The sequence below is a fragment of the Pseudomonas sp. R1-15 genome (genome assembly GCF_051132085.1).
Taxonomy (GTDB): domain Bacteria; phylum Pseudomonadota; class Gammaproteobacteria; order Pseudomonadales; family Pseudomonadaceae; genus Aquipseudomonas.
The window spans coordinates 5,398,253-5,420,551 of the sequence record NZ_CP071660.1; the positions used below are offsets into that span (position 1 = coordinate 5,398,253).

The 22,299-nt window shown below is 56.0% G+C and carries 21 protein-coding genes and 4 tRNA genes; all 25 read right to left on the reverse strand.

Going from position 1 to position 22,299, the window contains the following annotated elements; genetic code table 11:
* Positions 1-12: 12 nt before the first annotated feature.
* Positions 13-345 carry a 50S ribosomal protein L22 gene (gene rplV / locus J3P97_RS24440; protein WP_003210077.1) on the reverse strand — a complete coding sequence of 111 codons (333 nt, stop codon included), beginning with the start codon at positions 343-345 and terminating at the stop codon, positions 13-15.
* Positions 346-356: 11 nt separating this feature from the next.
* Positions 357-632, reverse strand: coding sequence for a 30S ribosomal protein S19 (rpsS, locus tag J3P97_RS24445; RefSeq protein WP_002555486.1), 276 nt, complete (start codon positions 630-632; stop codon positions 357-359).
* 16 nt (positions 633-648) lie between these two features.
* Positions 649-1,473, reverse strand: coding sequence for a 50S ribosomal protein L2 (gene rplB / locus J3P97_RS24450; RefSeq protein ID WP_003186055.1), 825 nt, complete (start codon positions 1,471-1,473; stop codon positions 649-651).
* Positions 1,474-1,487: 14 nt separating this feature from the next.
* On the reverse strand, positions 1,488-1,787 hold the full coding sequence (gene rplW / locus J3P97_RS24455) for a 50S ribosomal protein L23 (protein WP_002555488.1): 300 nt from the start codon (positions 1,785-1,787) through the stop codon (positions 1,488-1,490).
* The gene (gene rplD / locus J3P97_RS24460) at positions 1,784-2,386 is read right to left on the reverse strand and encodes a 50S ribosomal protein L4 (protein WP_186615425.1); all 603 of its coding nucleotides are present in this window, start codon (positions 2,384-2,386) and stop codon (positions 1,784-1,786) included. Before rplD ends, rplW begins: the two co-directional genes overlap by 4 nt.
* 12 nt (positions 2,387-2,398) lie before the next feature.
* Positions 2,399-3,034, reverse strand: a complete 636-nt coding sequence (gene rplC / locus J3P97_RS24465; RefSeq protein ID WP_003186059.1) for a 50S ribosomal protein L3 — start codon at positions 3,032-3,034, stop codon at positions 2,399-2,401.
* A gap of 80 nt (positions 3,035-3,114) precedes the next feature.
* A complete protein-coding gene (rpsJ, locus tag J3P97_RS24470) occupies positions 3,115-3,426 on the reverse strand; it encodes a 30S ribosomal protein S10 (RefSeq protein ID WP_003186070.1) in 312 nt (103 codons plus the stop codon).
* A gap of 157 nt (positions 3,427-3,583) precedes the next feature.
* Positions 3,584-4,777: an elongation factor Tu gene (gene tuf / locus J3P97_RS24475; protein WP_003186071.1), complete on the reverse strand. Its 1,194-nt coding sequence runs from the start codon at positions 4,775-4,777 to the stop codon at positions 3,584-3,586.
* 30 nt (positions 4,778-4,807) lie between these two features.
* Positions 4,808-6,913, reverse strand: coding sequence for an elongation factor G (gene fusA / locus J3P97_RS24480; protein WP_053125865.1), 2,106 nt, complete (start codon positions 6,911-6,913; stop codon positions 4,808-4,810).
* A gap of 30 nt (positions 6,914-6,943) precedes the next feature.
* Positions 6,944-7,414, reverse strand: coding sequence for a 30S ribosomal protein S7 (gene rpsG / locus J3P97_RS24485; RefSeq protein WP_003186074.1), 471 nt, complete (start codon positions 7,412-7,414; stop codon positions 6,944-6,946).
* 102 nt (positions 7,415-7,516) lie between these two features.
* Positions 7,517-7,888, reverse strand: a complete 372-nt coding sequence (gene rpsL, locus J3P97_RS24490) for a 30S ribosomal protein S12 (protein WP_003186084.1) — start codon at positions 7,886-7,888, stop codon at positions 7,517-7,519.
* Between the two features lie 216 nt (positions 7,889-8,104).
* The gene (gene rpoC, locus J3P97_RS24495) at positions 8,105-12,304 is read right to left on the reverse strand and encodes a DNA-directed RNA polymerase subunit beta' (RefSeq protein ID WP_305498443.1); all 4,200 of its coding nucleotides are present in this window, start codon (positions 12,302-12,304) and stop codon (positions 8,105-8,107) included.
* Between the two features lie 64 nt (positions 12,305-12,368).
* Positions 12,369-16,442, reverse strand: a complete 4,074-nt coding sequence (gene rpoB, locus J3P97_RS24500; RefSeq protein ID WP_434571472.1) for a DNA-directed RNA polymerase subunit beta — start codon at positions 16,440-16,442, stop codon at positions 12,369-12,371.
* A gap of 220 nt (positions 16,443-16,662) precedes the next feature.
* Positions 16,663-17,028, reverse strand: a complete 366-nt coding sequence (rplL, locus tag J3P97_RS24505) for a 50S ribosomal protein L7/L12 (RefSeq protein WP_053125869.1) — start codon at positions 17,026-17,028, stop codon at positions 16,663-16,665.
* Positions 17,029-17,106: 78 nt separating this feature from the next.
* Positions 17,107-17,607 carry a 50S ribosomal protein L10 gene (gene rplJ, locus J3P97_RS24510; protein ID WP_047230484.1) on the reverse strand — a complete coding sequence of 167 codons (501 nt, stop codon included), beginning with the start codon at positions 17,605-17,607 and terminating at the stop codon, positions 17,107-17,109.
* A 197-nt stretch (positions 17,608-17,804) separates the two neighbouring features.
* Positions 17,805-18,500, reverse strand: coding sequence for a 50S ribosomal protein L1 (gene rplA, locus J3P97_RS24515; RefSeq protein ID WP_030138521.1), 696 nt, complete (start codon positions 18,498-18,500; stop codon positions 17,805-17,807).
* Positions 18,500-18,931 carry a 50S ribosomal protein L11 gene (rplK, locus tag J3P97_RS24520; protein WP_003176435.1) on the reverse strand — a complete coding sequence of 144 codons (432 nt, stop codon included), beginning with the start codon at positions 18,929-18,931 and terminating at the stop codon, positions 18,500-18,502. The genes rplA and rplK overlap by 1 nt, the downstream gene beginning before the upstream one ends.
* Positions 18,932-19,048: 117 nt before the next feature.
* Positions 19,049-19,582, reverse strand: a complete 534-nt coding sequence (nusG, locus tag J3P97_RS24525; RefSeq protein WP_010443972.1) for a transcription termination/antitermination protein NusG — start codon at positions 19,580-19,582, stop codon at positions 19,049-19,051.
* 9 nt (positions 19,583-19,591) lie between these two features.
* Positions 19,592-19,960: a preprotein translocase subunit SecE gene (secE, locus tag J3P97_RS24530; RefSeq protein ID WP_024776457.1), complete on the reverse strand. Its 369-nt coding sequence runs from the start codon at positions 19,958-19,960 to the stop codon at positions 19,592-19,594.
* A 45-nt stretch (positions 19,961-20,005) separates the two neighbouring features.
* A tRNA-Trp gene (locus tag J3P97_RS24535) sits at positions 20,006-20,081 on the reverse strand.
* Between the two features lie 53 nt (positions 20,082-20,134).
* A complete protein-coding gene (tuf, locus tag J3P97_RS24540) occupies positions 20,135-21,328 on the reverse strand; it encodes an elongation factor Tu (RefSeq protein ID WP_003186103.1) in 1,194 nt (397 codons plus the stop codon).
* 84 nt (positions 21,329-21,412) lie between these two features.
* Positions 21,413-21,488 (reverse strand) — tRNA-Thr (locus J3P97_RS24545).
* A 26-nt stretch (positions 21,489-21,514) separates the two neighbouring features.
* A tRNA-Gly gene (locus J3P97_RS24550) sits at positions 21,515-21,588 on the reverse strand.
* Positions 21,589-21,612: 24 nt separating this feature from the next.
* Positions 21,613-21,697, reverse strand: a tRNA-Tyr gene (locus J3P97_RS24555).
* 142 nt (positions 21,698-21,839) lie between these two features.
* On the reverse strand, positions 21,840-22,295 hold the full coding sequence (locus tag J3P97_RS24560) for a hypothetical protein (protein ID WP_434571469.1): 456 nt from the start codon (positions 22,293-22,295) through the stop codon (positions 21,840-21,842).
* Positions 22,296-22,299 lie beyond the last annotated feature (4 nt).

The window sequence follows — 22,299 nt, forward strand, 5'->3', positions numbered from 1 at the left end:
TCTTCGACTCCGTTACTTGTCAGCAACCTTGACAGTGATATGGCAAGACCGCTTGACGATGCGATCAGCACGGCCTTTGGCACGTGGCATGATGCGCTTCAGCGAACGCCCTTCGTTGACGAAAACGGTGCTGACCTTCAGGTCATCAACGTCTGCGCCTTCGTTATGCTCGGCGTTGGCTACGGCCGACTCCAGCACTTTTTTAATGATCTCGGCGGCTTTCTTACTGCTGAAAGCCAACAGGTTGAGCGCTTCGCCCACCTTCTTCCCGCGGATCTGGTCGGCGACCAAGCGGGCTTTCTGGGCGGAGATTCGAGCGCCCGACAACTTAGCGGCTACTTCCATTTCCTTACCCCTTAACGCTTGGCTTTCTTGTCAGCCACGTGCCCACGATATGTGCGGGTACCGGCGAACTCGCCCAGTTTGTGGCCGACCATGTCTTCGTTCACGAGAACTGGGACGTGCTGGCGACCGTTGTGTACAGCGATGGTCAGACCGACCATCTGTGGCAGGATCATCGAACGACGCGACCAGGTCTTAACTGGTTTGCGATCGTTCTTTTCCGCCGCCACTTCGATCTTCTTCAGTAGGTGAAGATCAATAAAAGGACCTTTTTTCAGAGAACGTGGCACTGTCGTATCCCTCTATTTACTTGCGACGACGGACGATCATTTTGTCGGTACGCTTATTACCACGAGTCTTCGCGCCCTTAGTCGGGAAGCCCCATGGCGATACCGGATGACGACCACCAGAGGTACGACCTTCACCACCACCATGTGGGTGGTCAACCGGGTTCATGGCAACACCACGAACGGTTGGGCGAACGCCACGCCAGCGCTTGGCACCAGCTTTACCCAACGAACGCAGGCTGTGCTCGGAGTTCGAGACTTCGCCCAGGGTCGCACGGCATTCAGCCAGGACTTTACGCATCTCACCAGAACGCAGACGCAGGGTCACGTAGACACCTTCACGAGCGATCAGCTGAGCCGAAGCACCAGCGGAACGAGCGATTTGCGCGCCTTTACCTGGCTTCAATTCGATGCCGTGTACGGTGCTACCAACTGGAATGTTGCGCAGTTGCAGAGCGTTGCCCGGCTTGATCGGTGCCAGAGCACCTGCGATCAGCTGGTCGCCAGCGCTCACGCCTTTAGGGGCGATGATGTAGCGACGCTCGCCATCTGCGTACAGCAGCAGAGCGATGTGAGCAGTACGGTTTGGATCGTATTCGATACGCTCGACGGTGGCAGCGATGCCATCCTTGTCGTTGCGACGGAAGTCGACCAGACGATAATGCTGCTTATGACCACCACCAATGTGACGAGTGGTAATACGGCCATTGTTGTTACGACCACCAGACTTCGATTTTTTCTCGAGCAGCGGTGCGTGAGGAGCGCCTTTATGCAGCTCCTGGTTGACCACCTTGACCACAAAACGGCGGCCAGGGGAAGTCGGTTTGCATTTAACGATTGCCATGATGCACCCCTTCCTTACTCAGCACTGCTGCTGAAATCGAGATCTTGGCCTGGCTGAAGGGAGATAACTGCCTTCTTCCAGTCATTACGCTTGCCCAGACCGCGAGCAGTGCGCTTGCTCTTACCCAGAACGTTCAGGGTAGTAACGCGCTCTACTTTCACGCTGAACAGGCTTTCGACGGCCTTCTTGATTTCCAGCTTGGTTGCATCGGTTGCAACCTTGAAAACGAACTGGCCTTTCTTGTCTGCCAGAACCGTAGCCTTCTCGGAAACGTGCGGGCCAAGCAGAACTTTAAATACGCGTTCCTGGTTCATCCCAGCAGCTCCTCGAATTTCTTCACGGCCGACACGGTGATCAACACCTTGTCGTATGCGATCAGACTGACCGGATCGGAACCTTGCACGTCACGGACATCGACGTGTGGCAGGTTGCGAGCAGCCAGGTACAGGTTCTGATCAACAGCGTCAGACACGATCAGGACGTCAGTCAGGCCCATGCCATTCAGCTTGTTCAGCAGATCTTTGGTTTTCGGTGCTTCAACAGCGAAGTCCTGAACCACGACCAGACGATCAGTACGCACCAGCTCAGCAAGGATGGAACGCATTGCTGCGCGATACATCTTCTTGTTCAGCTTCTGGGTGTGATCCTGAGGACGAGCTGCGAAAGTGGTACCGCCGCCACGCCAGATAGGGCTACGGATAGTACCGGCACGAGCACGGCCAGTACCTTTCTGACGCCATGGGCGCTTACCGCCACCACGAACGTCGGAACGGGTCTTTTGCTGCTTGCTACCTTGACGACCGCCGGCCATGTAGGCCACGACTGCTTGGTGAACCAGCGTCTCGTTGAATTCGCCGCCAAATGTCAGTTCGGAAACTTCGATCGCTTGAGCGTCATTTACATTTAATTGCATGTCAGCTTCCCCTTAACCGCGAGCCTTGGCTGCTGGACGTACAACCAAGTTGCCGCCAGTAGCGCCAGGAACAGCGCCCTTGACCAACAACAGATTGCGTTCAGCGTCCACGCGCACTACTTCGAGGGACTGCACGGTCACGCGCTCGGCGCCCATATGACCGGACATTTTTTTGCCCTTGAATACACGACCAGGAGTCTGGCACTGGCCGATAGAGCCTGGAACGCGGTGGGATACGGAGTTACCGTGGGTGTTATCTTGCCCGCGGAAGTTCCAACGCTTGATCGTACCCTGGAAGCCTTTACCCTTGGACTGACCGGTTACATCAACCAGTTGGCCAGCGGCGAAGATTTCAGCGTTGATCAGATCGCCGGCCTGGTACTCACCTTCTTCAAGGCGGAATTCCATTACGGTACGACCAGCGGCAACGTTCGCCTTGGCGAAGTGGCCAGCTTGAGCAGCTGTTACACGCGAAGCACGACGCTCGCCGACAGTGACTTGCACTGCACGATAGCCATCGGTCTCTTCAGTTTTGAACTGGGTGACGCGATTCGGCTCGATCTCAATGACCGTGACCGGAATGGAGACACCTTCTTCGGTGAAAATACGGGTCATACCGCATTTACGACCGACTACACCAATAGTCATGTTGTAAACCTCATGAGTGTACGGGGCTTTCACCCGCTATGGCCGCCCATTTCAGAGCGTTACACGACTAAGACCGAGTCTTAGCCGAGGCTGATCTGCACTTCCACACCGGCCGCAAGATCGAGCTTCATAAGAGCATCAACGGTTTTATCCGTTGGCTGGACGATGTCCAGAACGCGCTTATGAGTACGGATCTCGTACTGGTCACGCGCGTCTTTGTTGACGTGCGGGGAGACCAGAACGGTGAACCGCTCTTTACGGGTAGGCAGTGGAATTGGACCACGCACTTGAGCACCAGTACGTTTCGCGGTTTCCACGATTTCCTGGGTGGATTGGTCGATCAGGCGATGGTCAAAAGCCTTCAACCTGATACGGATTTGCTGATTTTGCATTGGATTTCAGACTCCGGCTGCTATTCCCACCGGGCGCAATACGCCCGTTAAAAGGAGGCGCAATTCTATAGACGCCCCCGATAGGTGTCAACCCAATAAAAAAGCCCCCGCTAAGCGGGGGCTTTTCAACTCACCGAGCCAACTCTACAAGAGAGTCTTACTCGATGATTTTGGCTACGACGCCAGCGCCGACGGTACGACCGCCTTCACGGATAGCGAAACGCAGACCGTCTTCCATTGCGATGGTCTTGATCAGGGTGACAACCATTTTGATGTTGTCGCCTGGCATTACCATTTCAACGCCTTCCGGCAGCTCGCAGTTACCGGTCACGTCAGTGGTCCGGAAGTAGAACTGTGGACGGTAGCCTTTGAAGAACGGAGTGTGACGACCGCCTTCTTCTTTGCTCAGAACGTACACTTCAGCTTCGAACTTGGTGTGCGGCTTGACCGAACCCGGCTTAACCAGAACCTGGCCACGCTCAACGTCGTCACGCTTGGTACCACGCAGCAGAACGCCGCAGTTCTCGCCAGCACGACCTTCGTCGAGCAGCTTACGGAACATTTCAACACCGGTGCAGGTGGTGACGGTGGTGTCACGCAGACCTACGATTTCCAGCGGATCCTGAACCTTGACGATACCGCGCTCGATACGACCAGTCACAACAGTACCGCGACCGGAGATCGAGAATACGTCTTCGATAGGCATCAGGAACGGCTTGTCGATAACACGAACTGGCTCTGGGATGTAGCTGTCCAGAGTTTCTACCAGACGCTTCACAGCGGTGGTACCCATTTCGTTGTCGTCCTGACCGTTCAGAGCCATCAGAGCCGAACCGATGATGATTGGGGTGTCATCACCTGGGAAGTCGTAAGTGCTCAGCAGATCGCGCACTTCCATCTCAACCAGTTCCAGCAGCTCAGCGTCGTCAACCATGTCAGCCTTGTTCAGGAAGACAACGATGTACGGAACGCCTACCTGACGGGACAGCAGGATGTGCTCACGGGTTTGTGGCATCGGACCATCGGCGGCCGAGCAAACCAGGATCGCGCCGTCCATCTGGGCAGCACCGGTGATCATGTTCTTCACATAGTCAGCGTGACCTGGGCAGTCAACGTGAGCGTAGTGACGAATCGAAGAGTTGTACTCAACGTGCGCGGTGTTGATGGTGATACCACGAGCCTTTTCTTCCGGAGCGCTGTCGATTTTGTCGAAAGCAACAACGGCCGAACCGAAAACTTCGGAGCAGACGCGAGTCAGAGCAGCGGTCAGAGTGGTTTTACCGTGGTCAACGTGACCAATGGTGCCAACGTTGACGTGCGGTAGGGAACGATCAAATTTTTCTTTAGCCACGACAATTAACTCCTTGCCTAAAGGGCTGAATCAGCCTTGCTTTTTGGTAACAGTCTCGACGATATGCGACGGAGCTGTATTGTATTTTTTGAATTCCATAGAGTAGCTTGCGCGACCCTGAGACATGGAACGAACGTCGGTCGCGTAACCGAACATTTCACCCAACGGAACCTCGGCGCGGATAACCTTGCCGGAAACCGTATCTTCCATACCCAGAATCATGCCACGACGACGGTTAAGGTCGCCCATGACATCACCCATGTAGTCTTCAGGCGTAACGACTTCTACTGCCATGATCGGCTCGAGCAACTCACCACCGCCCTTCTGGGCCAGTTGCTTTGTTGCCATGGAAGCAGCCACCTTGAACGCCATCTCGTTGGAGTCGACGTCGTGGTAAGAACCATCAAACACTGTTGCCTTCAGGCCGATCAGCGGATAGCCGGCAACAACGCCGTTCTTCATCTGCTCTTCGATACCCTTCTGGATCGCCGGGATGTATTCCTTAGGAACAACACCACCTACGACTTCGTTCACGAATTGCAGACCTTCCTGACCTTCGTCAGCCGGTGCAAAACGGATCCAGCAGTGACCGAACTGGCCACGACCGCCGGATTGGCGAACGAACTTGCCTTCGATTTCACAGTTCTTCGTGATGCGCTCACGATAGGAAACCTGAGGCTTGCCGATGTTGGCTTCGACGTTGAACTCACGGCGCATCCGGTCAACCAGGATGTCCAGGTGCAGCTCGCCCATGCCGGAGATGATCGTCTGACCAGTCTCTTCATCAGTCTTGACGCGGAAAGACGGGTCTTCCTGAGCAAGTTTGCCCAGAGCGATACCCATTTTTTCCTGGTCATCCTTGGTCTTGGGCTCAACGGCAACCGAAATAACCGGCTCCGGGAAGTCCATGCGAACCAGGATGATTGGCTTGTCAGCGTTGCACAAGGTTTCGCCAGTGGTGACGTCCTTCATGCCGATCAAGGCCGCGATGTCACCAGCGCGTACTTCCTTGATTTCTTCACGGGCGTTTGCGTGCATCTGCACCATACGACCCACACGCTCTTTCTTGCCTTTTACCGAGTTGATCACGCCGTCGCCGGAGGCCAACACGCCCGAGTAAACCCGAACAAAGGTCAAGGTACCCACGAATGGGTCGGTAGCGATCTTGAATGCCAAAGCCGCGAACGGCTCGTCGTCACTTGCGTGACGCTCCATTTCCTCTTCCTCGTTATCCGGGTTGGAACCCTTGATAGCAGGAATGTCGGTTGGAGCAGGCAGGAAGTCGATAACGGCGTCGAGAACCAGGGGAACACCCTTGTTCTTGAAGGAAGAACCACAAACAGCCAGAACGATCTCACCAGCGATAGTACGCTGACGCAGAGCGGCCTTGATTTCCTCGTTGGTGAGTTCTTCACCCTCGAGGTACTTGTTCATCAGCTCTTCGTTGGCTTCGGCCGCAGCCTCGACCATGTTGCCGCGCCACTTCTCGGCTTCTTCCAGCAATTCAGCAGGAATGTCCTTGCGAACAGGAACCATGCCCTTGTCGGAATCGTTCCAGTAGACAGCTTGCATGTTGATCAGATCGATCTGACCCTGGAAGTTGTCTTCGGAACCGATAGCCAACTGGATCGGCACCGGAGTGTGACCCAGACGCTGCTTGATCTGAGCGATCACGCGCAGGAAGTTGGCACCAGCACGGTCCATCTTGTTTACGTAAACAAGACGTGGAACGCCGTATTTGTTGGCCTGACGCCATACGGTTTCCGACTGAGGCTCAACACCCGAAGTACCGCAGAACACAACGACCGCGCCGTCGAGTACACGCAGGGAACGTTCAACTTCAATGGTGAAGTCTACGTGGCCCGGGGTATCGATAACGTTGAAGCGATGCTCGTGCGGGTACTGCTTCTCGGAACCTTTCCAGAAGGCGGTGATAGCAGCAGACGTAATGGTAATACCACGCTCCTGCTCCTGCACCATCCAGTCTGTGGTCGCGGCGCCGTCATGCACCTCGCCCATTTTGTGACTTTTGCCGGTGTAAAAAAGGACGCGCTCGGTGGTGGTGGTCTTACCAGCATCCACGTGAGCAACGATACCGATGTTACGGTAGCGATTAATCGGTGTAGTACGAGCCATAAAGCCCTCGCAAATTGAGTGACGCTAAAATTAGAAGCGGTAGTGCGAGAAAGCCTTGTTGGCTTCAGCCATACGGTGCACGTCTTCACGCTTCTTAACTGCAGCACCTTTACCTTCAGCAGCGTCCAACAGTTCACCAGCCAAACGCAGAGCCATGGACTTCTCGCCGCGCTTGCGGGCGAAGTCTACCAGCCAGCGCATTGCCAGGGCGTTACGACGGGAAGGACGAACTTCGACCGGAACCTGGTAAGTAGCACCGCCTACACGGCGCGACTTCACTTCGACCAGCGGAGCGATGGCGTCGAGAGCTTTCTCGAAGATTTCCAGGGGATCGCTGTTCTTGCGTTCCTTAACTTTGTCCAGTGCGCCATAAACAATACGCTCGGCAACGGCTTTCTTGCCGCTCTCCATAACGTGGTTCATGAACTTGGCGAGGATCTGGCTTCCGTATTTCGGATCGTCCAGAATCTCACGTTTGGCTGCTACGCGACGTCTTGGCATGATAAGCCCTCAAGCGGTCTTCAGGTTAGCCCGGGACAGCTCACGCTTGCCCGACCTTACTCTTATCGACTCAATAAAAATGAAAAACTGCAAAACGACCGATTACTTCGGACGCTTGGTACCGTACTTCGAACGACCCTGGTTACGACCTTTGACGCCGGAAGTATCCAAAGAACCGCGGACGGTGTGGTAACGAACACCTGGCAAGTCTTTTACACGACCGCCGCGGATCAGTACCACGCTGTGCTCTTGCAGGTTGTGGCCTTCACCGCCGATGTACGAGGAAACCTCGAAACCGTTGGTCAGGCGCACACGGCATACTTTACGCAGTGCCGAGTTAGGTTTTTTCGGCGTGGTGGTATACACACGGGTGCATACGCCACGACGTTGCGGGCAGTTCTGCAGCGCAGGCACGTCGGATTTCTCGACGATACGCTTACGCGGCTGACGTACCAGCTGGTTGATAGTTGCCATCTACTAGCTCCACTGTTGTCTTGCGACGCTATTGTCTTACAAGAAAAGCAAAATGGCAGGAACGAATTCCCGCCAAATTTAGGGGATCAAGAGTCTAAAGAGGATCTTGTCCCCAGTCAAGGCAAGGCCCCGACCTCCCCACCCGCCGGATCTAGACAATTTGTCTCGATCCGCCGAACGGGGCGACCAGGGCCAGGCACTCAATCAGCTCAGAACTCAGTTACCACTCGAGTTCAGTGCTTCGGTCAGTGCAGCTTCCACTTCACTGGCGCTTACGCGCAACGGCTTGTCTGCTTCACGGCGGCGCTTGCGCTCGCTGTGGTAGGCCAAACCGGTACCGGCCGGGATCAGACGACCCACGACCACGTTTTCTTTCAGGCCGCGCAGGTAGTCGCGCTTGCCGGTTACCGCCGCTTCGGTCAGTACCCGCGTGGTTTCCTGGAAGGAAGCCGCCGAGATGAACGATTCGGTGGACAACGACGCCTTGGTGATACCCAGCAGTACGCGAGTGAACTTGGCAAGGAACTTGTCCTCGTTCGCCAGGCGCTCGTTCTCCACCAGTACGTGAGTCAGTTCCATCTGGTCGCCCTTGATGAAGCTGGAATCGCCGGACTCGGAGATCTCAACTTTACGCAGCATCTGACGCAGGATGGTCTCGATGTGCTTGTCGTTGATCTTCACGCCTTGCAGACGATAAACGTCCTGGATCTCGTTCACGATGTACTTGGCCAGCGCACTCACACCCAGCAGACGCAGGATGTCGTGTGGATCGCTCGGACCGTCGGAAATAACTTCGCCGCGGTTTACCTGTTCGCCTTCGAAGACGTTCAGGTGACGCCACTTCGGAATCAGTTCTTCGTACGGATCGCTACCGTCGTTCGGGGTGATGACCAGACGGCGCTTGCCCTTGGTCTCTTTACCGAACGCGATGGTGCCGCTGACTTCAGCCAGAATCGAGGCTTCTTTCGGACGACGGGCTTCGAACAGGTCGGCAACACGCGGCAGACCACCGGTGATGTCGCGGGTTTTCGAAGTTTCTTGCGGAATACGAGCGATAACATCACCGATCGCGATCCGCGCGCCGTCCGCCACACCGACCAAGGCGTTGGCTGGCAGGAAGTACTGAGCGATTACGTCAGTGCCTGGCAGCAACAGATCCTTGCCGTTGTCGTCGACCATCTTCACGGCTGGACGGATGTCCTTGCCGGCAGCTGGACGATCTTTGGCGTCGAGTACCTCAATGTTGGTCATACCGGTCAATTCGTCAGTCTGACGCTTGATCGTGATGCCTTCTTCCATGCCCACGTAGGTCACGGTACCTTTCATTTCGGTAACGATCGGGTGAGTGTGCGGATCCCACTTGGCCACGATAGCGCCAGCGTCGACCTTATCGCCTTCCTTCACCGAAATCACCGCACCGTACGGCAGCTTGTAGCGCTCGCGCTCACGACCGAAGTCGTCGGCAATCGCCAGCTCACCGGAACGGGACACAGCCACCAGGTGACCGTCGACACGCTCAACGTGCTTCAGGTTGTGCAGACGGACAGTACCGCCATTCTTCACCTGAACGCTGTCGGCCGCGGAGGTCCGGCTTGCCGCACCACCGATGTGGAACGTACGCATGGTCAGCTGGGTACCCGGCTCACCAATGGACTGGGCAGCAATAACGCCGACCGCTTCACCGATGTTCACCTGGTGACCACGAGCCAGATCGCGGCCGTAGCACTTGGCGCAGATGCCGTAGCGGGTTTCGCAGCTGATCGGCGAACGTACGATCACTTCGTCGATGCTGTTGAGCTCGATGAACTCGACCCACTTCTCGTCAACCAGGGTGCCCGCAGGAACGATAACGTCCTCGGTACCCGGCTTGAACACGTCACGGGCAATGACACGACCCAATACGCGCTCACCCAGCGGCTCGACAACGTCACCGCCTTCAATGTGCGGCGTCATGACCAGGCCGTGTTCGGTGCCGCAATCGATCTCGGTCACAACCAGATCCTGCGCCACGTCTACCAGACGACGAGTCAGGTAACCGGAGTTCGCGGTTTTCAACGCGGTATCCGCAAGACCCTTACGAGCACCGTGAGTGGAGATGAAGTACTGAAGTACGCTCAAACCTTCACGGAAGTTCGCGGTAATCGGCGTCTCGATGATGGAGCCGTCCGGCTTGGCCATCAGGCCACGCATACCGGCGAGCTGACGGATCTGCGCAGCAGAACCCCGTGCGCCCGAGTCGGCCATCATGTACATCGAGTTGAACGATTCCTGGTCGACTTCGTTGCCGTGGCGGTCGATGACCTTCTCTTTCGAGAGGTTGGCCATCATCGCCTTGGATACTTCGTCGTTCGCCTTCGACCACAGGTCGATTACCTTGTTGTACTTCTCGCCCTGGGTTACCAGGCCGGACGCGTACTGGCTCTCGATCTCTTTCACTTCCTCGGTGGCAGCACCGATGATGCGGGCTTTTTCATCAGGGATAACGAAGTCGTTAACACCGATGGAAACGCCGGAGATGGTCGAATAGGCAAAACCGGTGTACATCAGCTGGTCAGCGAAGATCACGGTCTCTTTCAGACCAACCACGCGGTAGCACTGGTTGATCAGCTTGGAGATCGCCTTTTTCTTCATCGGCAGGTTGACGACGTCAAACGACAGGCCAGGTGGAACAACCTGGAACAACAGCGCACGGCCGACAGTGGTGTCGACGATGCGAGTGTTCTTGACGCTGCCACCATCACGATCGTTAACGGTCTCGTTGATCCGCACCTTGACCTTGGCGTGCAGTGCGGCTTCGCCAGCACGGAACACCCGGTCGACTTCCTGCAGGTCCGCGAAAACACGACCTTCGCCCTTGGCGTTGATCGCTTCACGCGTCATGTAGTACAGACCCAATACAACGTCCTGCGACGGAACGATGATTGGCTCACCGTTGGCTGGCGACAGGATGTTGTTGGTCGACATCATCAACGCACGCGCTTCGAGCTGGGCTTCCAGCGTCAGCGGTACGTGCACGGCCATCTGGTCGCCGTCGAAGTCGGCGTTGTACGCAGCACAGACCAGAGGGTGCAGCTGGATAGCCTTGCCTTCGATCAGTACCGGTTCAAACGCCTGGATACCCAGACGGTGAAGGGTCGGTGCACGGTTGAGCAGCACTGGGTGTTCGCGAATTACTTCGGCAAGAACGTCCCAGACTTCTGGCAGCTCGCGCTCGACCATTTTCTTGGCGGCTTTGATGGTGGTAGCGAGACCACGCATTTCCAGCTTGCCGAAAATGAACGGCTTGAACAGTTCCAGTGCCATTTTCTTAGGCAGACCGCACTGGTGCAGACGCAGGGTCGGACCTACGGTAATTACCGAACGACCCGAGTAGTCAACACGCTTACCGAGCAAGTTCTGGCGGAAACGACCTTGTTTACCCTTGATCATGTCAGCCAGGGATTTCAGAGGACGCTTGTTCGAACCGGTGATAGCGCGGCCACGGCGACCGTTGTCGAGCAGTGCGTCGACCGCTTCCTGCAACATACGCTTTTCGTTGCGCACGATGATGTCCGGAGCGGACAGATCGAGCAGGCGCTTCAAGCGGTTGTTACGGTTGATCACTCGACGATACAGATCGTTGAGGTCGGAAGTCGCGAAACGACCGCCATCAAGCGGAACCAGTGGACGCAGGTCTGGCGGCAGTACCGGCAGAACGGTCAGCACCATCCACTCTGGCAGGTTGCCGGAACCCTGGAAGGCTTCCATCAACTTCAGACGCTTGGACAGCTTCTTGATCTTGGTTTCGGAGTTGGTTTGCGGAATCTCTTCGCGCAGACGACCAATCTCGTGCTCCAGGTCGATAGCGTGCAGCAGCTCGCGGACAGCTTCGGCACCCATGCGGGCATCGAAATCGTCGCCGAACTCTTCCAGCGCTTCGAAGTATTGCTCGTCGTTGAGCAACTGGCCTTTTTCAAGGGTGGTCATGCCTGGATCGATAACGACATAGCTCTCGAAGTAGAGAACGCGCTCGATATCACGCAGGGTCATGTCCATCAGCAAGCCGATACGGGACGGCAGCGATTTCAGGAACCAGATGTGGGCAACCGGCGAAGCCAGCTCGATGTGCGCCATGCGCTCACGACGAACTTTTGCCAGCGCAACTTCAACGCCGCACTTCTCGCAGATCACGCCGCGATGCTTCAAGCGCTTGTACTTACCGCACAGGCACTCGTAATCCTTTACCGGGCCAAAGATCTTGGCGCAGAACAGGCCGTCACGCTCGGGTTTGAACGTACGGTAGTTGATGGTTTCCGGCTTTTTAACTTCACCGAACGACCACGAACGGATCATCTCAGGCGAGGCCAATCCAATACGGATGGCGTCGAACTCTTCGACTTGACCCTGGTTTTTCAGCAAATTCAGTAGGTCTTTCAAGGCCTTTCCTCCTGGCGGAGCAGAGAGCGGGCAAGACAGCCCCGCTCTCGATTCGCGTCACGTGTTATTCGGTTTCCAGATCGATATCGATGCCGAGGGAACGAATTTCCTTGATCAACACGTTGAAGGACTCGGGCATGCCCGGCTCCATACGGTGATCGCCGTCCACGATGTTCTTGTACATCTTGGTCCGGCCGTTCACATCGTCCGACTTCACTGTGAGCATTTCTTGCAGAGTGTAAGCAGCACCGTACGCTTCCAGTGCCCAGACCTCCATCTCCCCGAAACGCTGACCACCGAACTGCGCCTTACCACCCAGCGGCTGCTGGGTAACCAGGCTGTAAGAACCGGTAGAACGAGCGTGCATCTTGTCGTCTACCAAGTGGTTCAGCTTCAGCATGTACATGTAGCCAACGGTAACCGGACGCTCGAACTTGTTGCCGGTACGGCCGTCGAACAGCTGCATCTGGCCGCTTTCCGGCAGGTCTGCCAGTTTCAGCATGGCCTTGATTTCGCTTTCCTTGGCACCGTCGAACACCGGGGTAGCCATTGGAACGCCGCCGCGCAGGTTCTTCGCCAGATCCAGGATTTCCTGGTCGGAGAAGGTATCCAGCTCTTCGTTGCGCCCGCCGATCTCGTTGTAGATCTCGTGCAGGAACTTACGCAGGTCCGCGACCTTGCGCTGCTCTTCGATCATGCGGTTGATCTTCTCGCCCAGACCTTTGGCCGCAAGGCCCAGGTGGGTTTCGAGGATCTGACCGACGTTCATACGCGAAGGTACGCCCAACGGGTTGAGGACCACATCGACCGGGGTGCCATTGGCATCGTGCGGCATGTCTTCAACCGGCATGATCACCGAGACCACACCTTTGTTACCGTGACGACCGGCCATCTTGTCGCCCGGCTGGATGCGACGACGGATTGCCAGGTAGACCTTGACGATCTTCAGCACGCCTGGAGCCAGGTCATCGCCCTGCTGCAGTTTGCGCTTCTTGTCTTCGAACTTGTCGTCCAGCAGACGGCGGCGATCAACGATGTAGGCCTGGGCCTTCTCGAGCTGCTCGTTCAGAGCGTCTTCAGCCATGCGCAGTTTGAACCACTGACCATGCTCAAGACCGTCGAGAACTTCGTCGGTGATTTCCTGACCTTTCTTCAGGCCTGCGCCGCCTTCTGCCTTGTGGCCTACCAGAGCGGAACGCAGACGTTCGAAAGTCGCGCCTTCAACGATACGGAACTCTTCGTTCAGATCCTTGCGGATCTCGTCGAGCTGAGTCTTCTCGATGGACAATGCACGAGCATCACGCTCGACACCGTCACGGGTGAAGACCTGTACGTCGATGACGGTACCCTTGGTGCCGGTAGGCACACGCAGGGAGGTGTCTTTCACGTCGCTGGCTTTTTCACCGAAGATGGCACGCAGCAGTTTCTCTTCCGGAGTCAGTTGGGTCTCGCCTTTCGGAGTGACCTTGCCGACCAGGATGTCGCCTGCGCCTACTTCGGCACCTACGTAAACGATACCGGCTTCGTCCAGCTTGTTCAGTGCAGCCTCACCCACGTTCGGGATGTCCGCAGTGATTTCTTCCGGGCCAAGCTTGGTGTCACGGGCCACACAGGTCAGTTCCTGAATGTGGATCGTGGTGAAGCGGTCTTCCTGAACCACACGCTCGGACAGGCAGATGGAGTCTTCGAAGTTGAAGCCGTTCCATGCCATGAACGCGATGCGCATGTTCTGACCCAGTGCCAGTTCACCCATGTCGGTGGACGGGCCGTCGGCCATGATGTCGCTGCGCTGAACCCGATCACCCTTGCTCACCAGCGGACGCTGGTTGATGCAGGTGTTCTGGTTGGAGCGGGTGTACTTGGTCAGGTTGTAGATGTCGACACCGGCTTCGCCAGTTTCAACTTCGTCATCGGCAACACGAACCACGATACGGCTGGCATCGACGGAGTCGATCACGCCACCACGACGAGCCACGACGCAAACGCCGGAGTCGCGGGCAACGTTACGCTCCATGCCGGTACCTACCAGCGGCTTGTCGGCACGCAGGGTCGGTACAGCTTGACGCTGCATGTTCGAACCCATCAACGCACGGTTGGCGTCGTCGTGCTCGAGGAACGGGATCAGCGACGCAGCAACCGAAACTACCTGCTTGGGCGATACGTCCATCAGGGTGACGTCTTCCGGCGCCTTGACGGTGAACTCGTTCAAGTGACGAACCGCTACCAGCTCGTCGGTCAGGACTTTCTTGTCGTTCATCGTGGCCGAAGCCTGGGCGATCACATGATCAGCTTCTTCGATGGCGGACAGGAATACGATCTCGTCGGTAACCAGGGCGTCTTTCACCACACGGTACGGGCTTTCAAGGAAACCGTACTGGTTGGTGCGCGCATAGGCAGCCAGGGAGTTGATCAGACCGATGTTCGGACCTTCCGGCGTTTCGATCGGGCATACGCGACCGTAGTGAGTCGGGTGTACGTCACGAACTTCGAAGCCTGCACGCTCACGAGTCAGACCGCCTGGGCCGAGTGCGGAGACACGACGCTTGTGGGTGATCTCGGACAGCGGGTTGTTCTGGTCCATGAACTGCGACAGCTGGCTCGAACCGAAGAACTCCTTCACCGCCGCAGCCACTGGCTTGGCGTTGATCAGGTCTTGCGGCATCAGGCCTTCGCTTTCAGCCATCGACAGACGTTCCTTGACCGCGCGCTCGACACGCACCAGGCCAACACGGAACTGGTTTTCGGCCATCTCGCCTACGCAGCGGACACGACGGTTACCCAGGTGGTCGATGTCATCGACGATGCCTTTGCCGTTACGGATGTCGACCAGGGTCTTGAGCACCGCAACGATGTCGTCCTTGTTCAGCACGCCCGAACCTTCGATCTCGGTACGACCGATACGACGGTTGAACTTCATCCGGCCGACCGCAGACAGGTCATAGCGCTCAGGGCTGAAGAACAGGTTGTTGAACAGGGTCTCGGCGGCATCCTTGGTTGGTGGCTCGCCAGGACGCATCATGCGATAGATCTCTACCAGGGCTTCCAGTTGGTTGCCGGTGGAGTCGATCTTCAGCGTATCGGAGATGAACGGACCGCAGTCGATATCGTTGGTGTACAGAGTCTCGATGCGAACAACCTGAGCCTTGGCGATTTTCGCCAGGATCTCGGTGGTCAGCTCGGTGTTGCACTCGGCAATGATCTCGCCAGTGGCCGGATGCACGATGACCTTGGCGGTGGTGCGACCCAGGACGTAGTCCATCGGCACCTGCAGCTCTTTGATCCCGGCTTTTTCCAGCTGGTTGATGTGGCGAGCGGTGATACGACGACCTTGCTCGACAATAACCTTGCCCTTGTCATCCTGGATATCCAGGACGGCGATTTCACCGCGCAGGCGCTGAGGCACCAACTCCAGGCTCAGGTTTTCACCCTGCACATGGAAGACGTTGGTGGTGTAGAACGCGTCCAGCACTTCCTCGGTGGTATAGCCGAGCGCGCGCAGCAGTACCGATGCAGGCAGCTTGCGACGACGGTCGATACGCACGAATACGCAGTCTTTCGGGTCGAACTCGAAGTCCAGCCACGAACCGCGATAAGGAATGATGCGCGCGGAGTAGAGCAGTTTGCCGGAGCTGTGCGTCTTGCCACGGTCGTGGTCGAAGAACACGCCCGGAGAACGGTGCAGCTGGGAAACGATTACACGCTCGGTACCGTTGATTACGAAGGTACCGTTTTCAGTCATCAGGGGGATTTCACCCATGTAGACTTCTTGCTCTTTGATGTCCTTGATCGCTTTGTTCGACGATTCTTTGTCGAAAATGATCAGGCGCACTTTTACCCGCAAAGGTACGGCGTAAGTCACACCGCGCAATACGCATTCTTTGACATCAAATGCCGGCTCGCCCAGGCGATAACCGACGTACTCCAGCGCAGCATTGCCGGAGTAGCTGATGATCGGGAAAACGGATTTGAAGGCCGCATGCAGGCCCACGTCGCGGAACTGATCTTTAGTCGCTCCCGCTTGCAAGAATTCACGATACGAATCCAGCTGGATGGCCAGGAGGTACGGCACATCCATGACGTCCGGCAACTTGCTAAAGTCCTTGCGGATACGTTTTTTCTCAGTATATGAGTAAGCCATCAGCGTTCCCCAGCTTGGTCACCTGCTTGTTTGGCCCCTCCCGACGGGAGCAGCCAGAAAATCGTGCAAACCCCTTGGTTTGCGCCACCACATCGGGTGGTTACAGCGCGTGATCAGCACCGACCCAGTCGGCTGCCAATAACGGAAAAAGGCCGGTGGCAAGAGCCACCAGCCATCAGCCTGTCGCTTAACGCTCGGGCTGGAGACGCAAAGTCGATGCTTACTTCAGCTCGACTTTAGCGCCTGCTTCTTCCAGTACTGCTTTGGCTTTGTCAGCTGCGTCTTTGGCAACAGCTTCCAGAACCATGGCAGGAGCGCCGTCAACTACAGCCTTGGCTTCTTTCAGGCCCAGACCGGTCAGTTCACGTACTGCCTTGATCACGTTAACTTTCTTCTCGCCAGCTTCGGTCAGCATGACGTTGAATTCGGTTTGCTCTTCAACAACAGCGGCAGCAGCAGCTGGACCAGCGGAAGCAGCAGCAGCGGAAACGCCGAATTTTTCTTCGAAAGCTTTGATCAGCTCAACAACCTGCAGAACCGACATTTCAGCTACGGCGTTGAGGATATCGTCTTGGGAGATAGACATTACTGTATTTCCTGAATTGGGGGACGGCCTACGCGGCCATCGAAATAAACAAAAAAGCGCGAGAGAAAGTGCTCAGCCTTAGGCCGCGGCAGCTTCTTTTTGCTCGCGAACTGCAGCCAGAGTACGAGCCAGCTTGCTGGTGGCGCCTTGAATCACGCTCATCAACTGCGAAATGGCTTCGTCGCGGGTCGGCAGTGTTGCCAGTACATCGATCTGATTAGCTGCGAGGAACTTGCCCTCGAACGCAGCTGCCTTGATCTCGAACTTGTCCTGACCCTTGGCGAATTCCTTGAACAAACGGGCAGCAGCGCCTGGATGATCTTTGGAGAACGCGATCAGGGTCGGGCCGGTGAACACGTCGTTGAGAACACTGTATTCAGTGTCAGCAACAGCGCGCTTGAGCAGGGTGTTACGTACGACACGTACATAAACGCCAGCTTCACGGGCCTCTTTACGGAGTCCGGTCATTGCGCCTACTGTTACGCCACGGGCATCAGCCACGACAGCGGACAGAGCGACTTTGGCAGCCTCGTTGACTTCAGCGACGATGGCCTTCTTGTCTTCGAGATTAATTGCCACGGGTTTAACTCCTGCTTGTTACCGTTTCATCCGATCGAAACCGAATGTCGTTTTGGTGTCTGATTCGGTAAGGAACCGGGAGCACCATCTGCGTAGGCTTGTGGTTTAAGACTTGCGTCGCCTACGGTCTTGGACAGCCCCCGCCAGGCAGGGACCCCAATATGTGATTGGCGCAATCGCTTGCGCCAACCTGAGTCTTACGCGTCGAGCGAGCTCTGATCAATGATCAGACCTGGGCCCATAGTGGTGCTCAGGGTAACGCGCTTGACGTAGATACCTTTCGAAGAAGCTGGCTTGATACGCTTCAGATCAGCGATCAGGGCTTCAACGTTTTCCTTCAGCTTGACGGCGTCGAAGCCGATCTTGCCAACGGAAGTGTGGATGATGCCGTTTTTGTCGGTGCGATAACGAACCTGACCAGCCTTGGCGTTTTTAACCGCGGTGGCTACGTCTGGAGTCACGGTACCAACCTTAGGGTTAGGCATCAGGCCACGTGGACCGAGGATCTGACCCAACTGACCTACAACACGCATGGCATCCGGGGATGCGATCACGACGTCATAGTTCAGGTCGCCGCCTTTCATTTCGGCAGCCAGGTCGTCCATGCCTACGCGATCAGCGCCAGCAGCCAGAGCAGCTTCAGCTGCAGGGCCCTGGGTGAACACGGCAACACGTACGGTCTTGCCAGTGCCGTGTGGCAGCACGGTAGCGCTACGAACGACCTGGTCGGATTTACGTGGGTCAACGCCCAGGTTTACAGCAACGTCGAACGACTCGCTGAACTTGACAGTCGACAGCTCGGCCAGCAGAGCGGCGGCGTCTACAAAGTTGTAGGCCTTGCCTGCTTCGATTTTGCCGGCGATAGCCTTTTGACGCTTGGTCAGCTTAGCCATTACACACCCTCCACGTTAAGGCCCATGCTACGAGCAGAACCGGCGATAGTACGCACGGCTGCATCCATATCAGCTGCAGTCAGATCCGCGTTTTTGGTTTTCGCGATTTCTTCCAGCTGAGCACGGGTAACGGTGCCAACCTTAACGGTGTTTGGACGAGCGGAACCGCTGGTCAAACCTGCAGCCTTCTTCAGCAGAACCGAAGCAGGGGTGCTTTTTGTTTCGAAAGTGAAGCTACGGTCGCTGTAGACAGTGATGATCACTGGAGTCGGCAGACCTGGCTCAAGACCCTGGGTACGGGCGTTGAAAGCCTTGCAGAATTCCATGATGTTCACGCCGTGCTGACCCAGTGCAGGACCAACGGGTGGGCTTGGGTTAGCCTGAGCGGCCTTCACTTGCAGCTTGATGTAAGCGGTAATCTTCTTGGCCATGAGGCACTCCAATTACGGGTTCGAACGCCTCGAAAGGCTCCCCGGTTGCTTGCGCGTTTATCCCAGTGACGACAAAACCCCACAGCCTTGGGCTGCGGGGTTGGGATGCCTGCTCAATCAGACCTTTTCGACCTGACTGAACTCCAACTCTACCGGAGTAGAGCGACCGAAAATGAGCACTGCCACTTGGATCCGGCTCTTTTCGTAGTTAACTTCTTCGACCGTACCATTGAAATCGGCGAATGGACCATCCGTGACCCGTACAACTTCACCTGGTTCAAACAACGTCTTCGGCTTCGGCTTGTCGCTACCATCAGCGACGCGACGCAGAATTGCTTCTGCCTCTTTGTCAGTGATCGGCGCAGGCTTGTCGGCGGTTCCGCCGATGAAGCCCATCACCCGAGGGGTATCCTTGACCAAGTGCCAAGTCCCTTCGTTCATATCCATCTGTACCAGCACATAGCCTGGAAAGAACTTGCGTTCACTTTTGCGCTTCTGGCCGTTACGCATCTCCACCACTTCTTCAGTGGGGACCAGAATCTCGCCGAAGCCATCTTCCATGCCAGCCAGCTTTACGCGCTCTATCAGCGAGCGCATTACATGCTTCTCGTAACCCGAGTAAGCATGCACAACGTACCAACGCTTAGCCACGGGACACCCTTAGCCAACAATCAAGGAAACAAGCCAGCCGAGCAGGGAATCAAGCCCCCACAACAGCAACGCCATTACCAGAACAACAGCCACAACGATCAACGTGGTCTGCGTGGTTTCTTGGCGAGTCGGCCATACGACTTTACGAATCTCGGTGCGAGCTTCCTTAGCGAGTACAAAGAAAGACTTGCCCTTGGCTGTTTGCAGGCCTACAAAGGCAGCAACAGCAGCAATAGCAAGCAATGCAAGTACGCGGTACAGGATCGGCGAAGCAGAAAAATACTGATTGCCAACAACGCCAACAACCACCAAAGCGACTACCACTAGCCACTTGAGCAGATCGAAGCGAGAGCCTTGAGCTTCAGCTTTAGGAGTCATCTATGAAGATCCTGTGAAAAGAAAGCCAGACACACCAAGTGAATCTGGCAGGTCAGGAGGGAATCGAACCCCCAACCTACGGTTTTGGAGACCGTCGCTCTGCCAATTGAGCTACTGACCTAAAACAAAATCAGGCCGACCATTATGCCGGCCCGAAAAAGACATTACAACTGTTTACTCGATGACCTTGGCTACGACGCCGGCGCCGACGGTACGACCGCCTTCACGGATAGCGAAACGCAGACCGTCTTCCATCGCGATGGTCTTGATCAGAGTGACAGTCATCTGGATGTTGTCACCTGGCATTACCATTTCAACGCCTTCTGGCAGCTCGCAGTTACCAGTCACGTCAGTTGTACGGAAGTAGAACTGTGGACGGTAGCCTTTGAAGAACGGAGTATGACGGCCGCCTTCTTCCTTGCTCAGAACGTAAACTTCTGCGGTGAACTTGGTGTGCGGCTTGACGGTGCCCGGCTTGACCAGAACCTGGCCACGCTCAACGTCGTCACGCTTGGTGCCGCGCAGCAGCACGCCGCAGTTCTCGCCAGCACGACCTTCGTCGAGCAGCTTGCGGAACATCTCAACGCCGGTGCAGGTAGTTTTCTGAGTGTCGCGCAGACCGACGATCTCAACTTCTTCCTGGATACGGACGATGCCACGCTCAACACGACCAGTCACAACAGTACCGCGACCAGAGATCGAGAATACGTCTTCGATTGGCATCAGGAACGGCTTGTCGATAGCGCGCTCAGGCTCTGGGATGTAGCTGTCCAGAGTCTCAACCAGCTTCTTGACCGCAGTGGTACCCATTTCGTTGTCGTCTTGGCCGTTCAGAGCCATCAGAGCCGAACCGATGATGATTGGAGTGTCATCACCCGGGAAATCGTAAGTGCTCAGCAGGTCACGCACTTCCATCTCAACCAGTTCCAGCAGCTCAGCGTCGTCAACCATGTCAGCCTTGTTCAGGAAGACAACGATGTACGGAACGCCTACCTGACGGGACAGCAGGATGTGCTCACGAGTTTGCGGCATCGGACCATCAGCGGCCGAGCAAACCAGGATCGCACCATCCATCTGGGCAGCACCGGTGATCATGTTTTTTACGTAGTCGGCGTGACCTGGGCAGTCAACGTGCGCGTAGTGACGCACGGCCGAATCGTATTCAACGTGAGCGGTGTTGATGGTGATACCGCGAGCTTTTTCTTCCGGGGCGCTGTCGATCTTGTCGAAGTCAACCTTGGCCGAACCGAAAACTTCGGAGCAGACACGGGTCAGAGCAGCGGTCAACGTGGTTTTACCGTGGTCGACGTGACCGATGGTACCAACGTTGACGTGCGGCTTATTACGTTCGAACTTTTCCTTAGCCATCGAAATCACCCCTAGGAGAAGAATTTAGCGATTCACACGAGCCATTAAAACAAAGGCAGATATTTTCATATCTGCCTTGTAATATGGAGCTCTTGAGCGGATTTGAACCGCTGACCTCACCCTTACCAAGGGTGTGCTCTACCAACTGAGCTACAAGAGCAAAACACTTTGCACAACCTGCAAACTTGGAGCGGGTAGCGGGAATCGAACCCGCATCATCAGCTTGGAAGGCTGAGGTTCTACCACTAAACTATACCCGCGGAGCTTGCAGCTCACGCTAAAAATGGTGGAGGGGGAAGGATTCGAACCTTCGAAGTCGTAGACGTCAGATTTACAGTCTGATCCCTTTGGCCGCTCGGGAACCCCTCCTAAGCGAGCCGGCATTCTATATCATGCCAGCCTCCTGTCAAGCATTTTCTCATAAAAAACCTGAGGTTAGCTGCGTTGACACCGCTTCGTACCGATGACCGTTAAAGGTCTTCACTGCGAAGCGGGCGCCATTCTATGCAAACTACCCAGCAGGCGCAACCCCTTCGCAAGGCATTATTTTATGTTTTAACTCATTGAAATCTTTGGAAAGGTTTTGAAGCAGCACCTCATTCATCTTCGCCGCGCTGTCCGGTGGAACCTGGACCCAGAATCCACCAGACTCTGGAGACGCTGGCGAGCTAAACGTAACGGTACGGCCCGCAACCCCCGAAGAAGCCAGTCGCTGCTCCAATTGCCTGGCCAGCTCCGGGCGAACGAAGCCACCCAGGTAATTGCAGTTCTTTTGCCCTTCACTCGATTTACCCGGCTCACGCCTGACTAGCGCATCCGCCGTCTCGCTCAAGAGATGAATGTCTTGCTGCGAACCCCGATACAGGCTCAGCGGAGTGACATCCTTGGCGCGAAGCGGGACCTCCTGCTGATGCCAGATGTAATAGAAGCCATTTAAAACCAGCAACAATAAAAACAGCCACCGCATAGAA